Here is a 5,799-nt window from a genome sequence, read left to right as displayed (position 1 = left end):
AGCTGGGTCGCCGGAGTCTGGACACCGAAAGGAAAAAAGACTGGCAAGTGGACGATGAGTTCACTTGCCAGTCTCTTTTCATTTATTCCGCTTTGAGCGTTAAAACTGATCCTTCTGCCGAACCGTCAATCGGCGTTCTGTGGTAATCGCCTTCCACCCATTTATCGACTTGATTATGGAAGAAATCCGATTTTATATGTCCGCTGATGCCCGGTCCGACGATATGGTAGGCACCGGACATGTCGGCCAGATCCGCAACAAATCGCCAGGCCGCTCCGTGATGAACATTGCCGGCATCCCTAAACGCCGCTGCCTGCACTGTAATGTGTGAACCCCCGAGTGGCACCGGATCCGGATTCAGGAAACTTTCGAGAATCGGGGATGCGCCAGCCATCGGATGCGGGAATGTCAGCTGATGAAAATCTCCCCATTGCCAGTCTGCAGAATCACTGCCGAAATCATCTTCGATTTCCGAAAGGCTCGTTTCAAGCGCGTCCGTCAGCCATTTTTCGACCCCGCCGTATTCACTGACCCATACGCCTTCATTGCCTGCAAACGAGTCGCGCAACATGGCATCGGTAATATGATTTTTCCCCGGCATCAAATCGTAGACGTCTTCCGGAAACTCATCTTTCAGCAGCGTATGCGGCAGCTGTCTCATCCATTTATGGAAAATGAGCGGCGCCGCCTGATCTTCTTTATCAAACTGATCCCATTCGGTGAGGAGCGCAAGGATTTCATCGTGCTCATCACCTTCCGACCGGACCGCTTCGATCATGTCATCCAAAAATTCAGCGGCATAGAGATTTTTCTGATCCATCTGAAGGTCCATCATATGATTTGGCGTCAACTCGTCATTCGCTTCCAGCACTTCCGCAATGCGCTCATAGCGGTAAGGCTGCGCCCAAAAATCGGTGATATGGTATTCATAGGAATCATCCACCACCTGATTATTCGCTGTCGCAATAAAACCGCTTTCCGGATTTACGACAGTCGGCAATTCATCAAACGGCACATAGCCTTCCCAGCCGTAATCCGCTGAATCACCGGGAACAGGCAATTGGCCGTCCCCTGTTTTGCGGATCGGAATGCGGCCATTCGCTTTATAGGCAATGGTGCCGTCCGTGGCCGCAAAGACGAAATTCTGTGCGGGTGCCTGGAAATCTTCCAGTGCACTTTCGAAGTCTTCCCAGTTCTCCGCTTTATTGAACCCGAGCACCGCCTGCAGTTCGAGTGTCGGTTCGAGTGCTGTCCATTGCATTGAGAACAATGCGCCAGGCTCTTCGTTTTCATAGAGAAGATCGGAAATAATCGGGCCATGGCGCGTCACCATCACTTCAAAATCGACAGTCTCGCCGTCTTTCACCCGAATCGGCTCATCGCGCACTTCCGCCTGTTCCCATTCGCCTTCATATCGGAACTCCGTCGGATTATCGGGATTCGGTGTTTCGATATAGAGATCCTGGACGTCCGGGCCGACATTCGTCACACCCCATGCAACTTTTTCATTATGTCCTAGGATGATACCGGGAACACCTGCAAAAATGACGCCACTGACATTTTGCTCAGGTGATTCCAGATGCATCTGGTACCAAATAGACGGCGTGCTGAGGCCAAGATGCGGATCATCGGCGAGAATCGGCATGCCGCTTTCCGTTTTGTCACCGGATACGACCCAGTTATTGCTGCCGTTGAACTCACTTGGCACAAGAGACGCATCAAATTCACCCGCCACTTTCACCTGCCGGCTGATATTGGCTTCGATGATCGACGGTGCATCTTCCGGGTATTTGACGAACAATTCCCTTGCTTTTTCTTCCGGAAACTTCCCAAGCGCCCAGTGGCGGACCGCGAGTGACGACCAGTTGCCGCCGAGATCATAGGCCATGAATTTCCCGATTGCCAGCGAATCGACCGGCGTCCATTCTTCCGGTTCATAGCCCAGCAGGCTGAACTCATAGCTCAGCGTATCGTTTTCTTTTGCTTCATAAATGAACGCATTCACCCCTTCGGTGAACCATTCGAGCACCTGCTTCGATTCTGCGTCATAGCCTTCCCAAGATTTTTCCGCAGCATCCCGCAAACTGAAGGTGCGGAAAAATTTATCCGTATCAACAGCTGCCTCTCCAACCGCTTCCGCAAGACGTCCGCTTGCCTGCCGGCGTGACAGATCCATCTGAAACAGCCGGTCCTGGGCAACAACGTAACCCTGCGCACGGTACAGATCGGCATCTGACTGGGCTTTCACGTGCGGCACGCCGATTTCGTCGCGAATCACCGTAACGTCGTCATCAAGCACAGAGACATTCATTTCCCCGCTGATCACCGGCTTTGACTTTCCTATGTAGGAGTTAACATATATTAGCCCGATAATGGCAACCGCCAACAGTACACCGAGCGTTCCAAGCAACCACTTGAGCCACTTTCTATTTTTCGGCTTTTTTCCCATTCCGCTTTCTCCCCCTTTTCACCGTCTTGTTTTATTCGACTGCAATCCTGAAGATTCCTTCAAAAAAAATAGCCCGCACAGCTGCGGGCTAATTTACGATATCTTCTTCACCGAGTACCATTTTAACTTTCGAAAGCTGTTTCTTTTCAGTCAGCACATACAGCACATCTCCCACTTTGAGCTTTGTAGTTCCTGTCGGCATGACCAGCCTGCCCGAACGGATGATTGCGCTGATCAGCGTCTGATCCGGCAAACCGATCGTCTGCACAAGCTGATTGGCAAACGGCGACTTGTCCGTCAATTCCACTTCCAGCATTTCCGCATTCGCTTTATCCATCGACACGAGTTCCAGTGAATGGATCCGCTTCGGCGACGGTTTTCCGTTAAGCCTGAGTTTATTCGCAAAGAAAGGAATCGTGGAGCCCTGCAATAAAGCTGAAGTCAGAACAATAAAGAAGACAACATTAAAGAACAGCGAACTATTTTCCATTCCGGCAAGCATGGGGAATGTCGCCAGGACAATGGGTACCGCTCCGCGCAGACCTGCCCAGGACATGAACAGCTTTTCGTTCAGGGAATAATCGAAAAAGATCGTCGAAACGAACACAGCGATTGGGCGCGCTATGAAGATCAATACAAGCGACAGGATCAGACCTTTCCAAATCAGGTCCCAATCCGCCAATTGACTTGGGAATACAAGAAGGCCAAGAATGATGAACATCAGAATCTGCATGAGCCATGCCAGTCCTTCATTGAAACTGATGATCGAATGGCTGTGTGTCAAATCACGCGTTCCGATGACCAAGGCGGCAAGATAAACAGCAAGCAAACCGCTGCCGCCAAGAATCGCTGTTATGCTGTAGATGAAAATGGCAAAGCCGACTGACAGTACGGCGTAAAGACCGGATGCATTCAACCTGATCCGGTTGATTGTCCATGAAGCGAACAGTCCGAGCGCGAGTCCGAGAACCGCCCCGACACCCATTTGCATAAAGAAATCGCCCAGCAGCGTGAAGATGGAAGAATCGGGGATCAGGATCAATTCGATGATGGCGATTGTCAGGAACATTGCCATCGGATCGTTGGTCCCGGATTCAGCTTCCAGTGTGGAAGAGATTTTCGCTTTGATATTCTGGCCGGCAAGGACGGAAAATACAGCCGCCGCATCCGTCGAACCTACAATTGAGCCGAGCAGCAGAGCTTCCAGTACTGATATATTTAATACATAATAAGCAGCCACCGCGACAACCGCTGCAGTAATCAGCACACCCAGTGTTGCCAGAACCAAAGACCCGCCCAGAACAGGACGGATATTTTTCCATTGAGTCTGAAGCCCGCCTTCGAACAGAATGACAACCAGTGCCAATACACCAACGAGTTGCGCAATTTCTGCATTGGAGAAGTAAATAAGTCCGGAAATATCACTGCCGAGGATCATTCCGATGATCATGAAGAGAACGAGGGAGGGGACTCCAGCACGCGCTGAAATTTTTGTCATCAGTACCCCCACAAGCAGGAAGGCACCGCATATCAGGATGATTCCGTTGATTGTAAAGTCTATCACTATCAGCTCCCGTGAGTTCTTCTGTTAAAAATTATAGCATAATTTCAGCCCATAAAAAAAAACGGGAACGCCTCCTGGAAGGTTTCCCGCTGCCCTGTTATACAGTGTCATCTCCGACAATTTTCACTTCCAGTTCCAGATCGATGCCGAATTTCTCACGCACCGCTGATTTCACCATTTCAATTGTCTGGATGTAATCATTGGCAGTCGCATTATTTTTATTGACGATAAACCCGGCATGCTTTGTTGAAACTTCCGCTCCGCCAAAGCCTTTGCCCTGCAGTCCGCTTTCCTGTATCAGTTTGCCGGCGAAATTGCCCGGCGGCCGTTTGAAAACGCTGCCGGCAGAAGGAAACTCAAGCGGCTGCTTCGACTCACGCTGATGCGTCAGGTCAGCCATTTTGGCATCAATGACGTTCTGGTCCCCTTTTTCAAGGACGAATTCCGCAGAAAGAACGTAATACCCTTTCTTCGTAATGACGCTCTTGCGGTAATCGAGTTCAAGCTCTTCCTTGGACAGGACCAGTTTTTCACCTTCGCTGGTAAGCACTGTCGCCTGCATGATAATATCTTTGATCTCCCCGCCGTAAGCTCCGGCGTTCATCGCCATCGCGCCGCCGACCGATCCTGGGATGCCACAGGCAAATTCAAAGCCCGTCAGCGTCTGGGATGCTGCCGCCTTCGATACTTCCTTAATGTTGGCGCCGCCCTGGGCATAGACAGTCAATCCGTCAACACGGATTTCATTGAGGCTTTTCAGGTTTAGAACAATTCCCCGGACGCCTCCGTCACGCACGACCATATTCGAGCCGTTCCCCAATAACAGGAGAGGAATGTTATTTTCAAAAGCATATTTTACTGTATAAGCAGTTTCATCTTCATTGGTGGGTGATACAAAAATATCAGCCGGTCCGCCCATTCTCGTCAGTGTATGTAAGTGCAGCGGCTCGTCGATTTTCACGTGGCTTTCCGCCACAAATCGGCGAAGGTCTGATAACCATCTTTCTTTCGTCATTCCAAGCAAATCCCTTCTAAACAATATAACTTCTAATAGTATCCGATTTTATTCCCCGTTTGACAAGCGTTTCTCATCACTTACGTCCGAAAGTCCAATAAAATAATTATCTTGAATTCGAGAATAATTAATTAAAGTATATTGACATTAAGATTTAACTGGGTTATAGTCTGAATAGACATAAAAAATATTGGAGGAAATTACACATGAAAAAATGGACAGTAGACGCAGCGCATTCAGAAATCGGTTTTTCCGTAAAACACATGATGATCTCAAAAGTGAAAGGTTCTTTTGCATCGTACGACGCAACAGTGGAAGCTGACGAAAAAGATCTTCAAGGCGCACTGATTGATTTTAAAATCGACGTGGCAAGCATCAACACAAACAACGAGGACCGCGACAACCACTTGCGTTCCGCTGACTTTTTCGATGCTGAGCAATTCCCGCACATCACATTCAAAGCAAACGAAATCGTTAAAAAAGGCGACGATGAGTACGAATTAAGCGGAGATTTGACAATGAAAGGCGTTACGCGCCCGGCAACTTTTGATGTTGAATACGGCGGCAAAGGCATTAACCCATGGGGCGTTGAAGTTGTGGCGTTCAGCGGCGAAGGCAAAGTGAACCGCAAAGATTTCGGTCTTACATGGAACCAGGCGCTTGAAACTGGCGGCGTAATGGTCGGCGAAGATATCAAAATCACGCTTGAGCTTGAAGCTAACCCAGCATAAGAAAAGCGATAGCGCCCGTTAAGCTCTGAAAGGCATAAGA

The 5,799-nt window shown here is 49.3% G+C and carries 4 protein-coding genes; 1 reads left to right on the top strand and 3 read right to left on the bottom strand.

Annotated features, from left to right (window positions below):
- Positions 1–82: 82 nt before the first annotated feature.
- From KW93_RS06285 to murB, 3 genes are all read right to left on the bottom strand, one after another.
- Positions 83–2,449 carry a penicillin acylase family protein gene (locus KW93_RS06285; RefSeq protein ID WP_033542137.1) on the bottom strand — a complete coding sequence of 789 codons (2,367 nt, stop codon included), beginning with the start codon at positions 2,447–2,449 and terminating at the stop codon, positions 83–85.
- Between the two features lie 88 nt (positions 2,450–2,537).
- Positions 2,538–4,013: a potassium/proton antiporter gene (locus tag KW93_RS06280; RefSeq protein ID WP_033542136.1), complete on the bottom strand. Its 1,476-nt coding sequence runs from the start codon at positions 4,011–4,013 to the stop codon at positions 2,538–2,540.
- Positions 4,014–4,110: 97 nt separating this feature from the next.
- A complete protein-coding gene (gene murB, locus KW93_RS06275) occupies positions 4,111–5,028 on the bottom strand; it encodes a UDP-N-acetylmuramate dehydrogenase (protein WP_033542135.1) in 918 nt (305 codons plus the stop codon).
- A gap of 206 nt (positions 5,029–5,234) precedes the next feature.
- Here murB and KW93_RS06270 point away from each other — a divergent pair, with 206 nt between their 5' ends.
- Entirely contained in the window at positions 5,235–5,759 is a 525-nt protein-coding gene (locus tag KW93_RS06270) for a YceI family protein (RefSeq protein WP_033542134.1), read from the top strand.
- The last annotated feature ends 40 nt before the right edge of the window (positions 5,760–5,799 follow it).

The organism is Planococcus sp. CAU13, assembly GCF_000775575.1.
Taxonomy (GTDB): Bacteria; Bacillota; Bacilli; order Bacillales_A; family Planococcaceae; genus Planococcus.
The sequence above is the reverse complement of the archived record's forward strand: the minus strand, read 5'-3'. Positions and strand labels throughout refer to the sequence as shown.

What these genes read in the sequence shown, in the direction of transcription:
- KW93_RS06285 (WP_033542137.1), bottom strand. Translation starts at nt 2,449, where the DNA reads ATGGGAAAAAAGCCGAAAAATAGAAAGTGGCTCAAGTGGTTGCTTGGA.
- murB (WP_033542135.1), bottom strand. Translation starts at nt 5,028, where the DNA reads ATGACGAAAGAAAGATGGTTATCAGACCTTCGCCGATTTGTGGCGGAA.
- KW93_RS06270 (WP_033542134.1), top strand. Translation starts at nt 5,235, where the DNA reads ATGAAAAAATGGACAGTAGACGCAGCGCATTCAGAAATCGGTTTTTCC.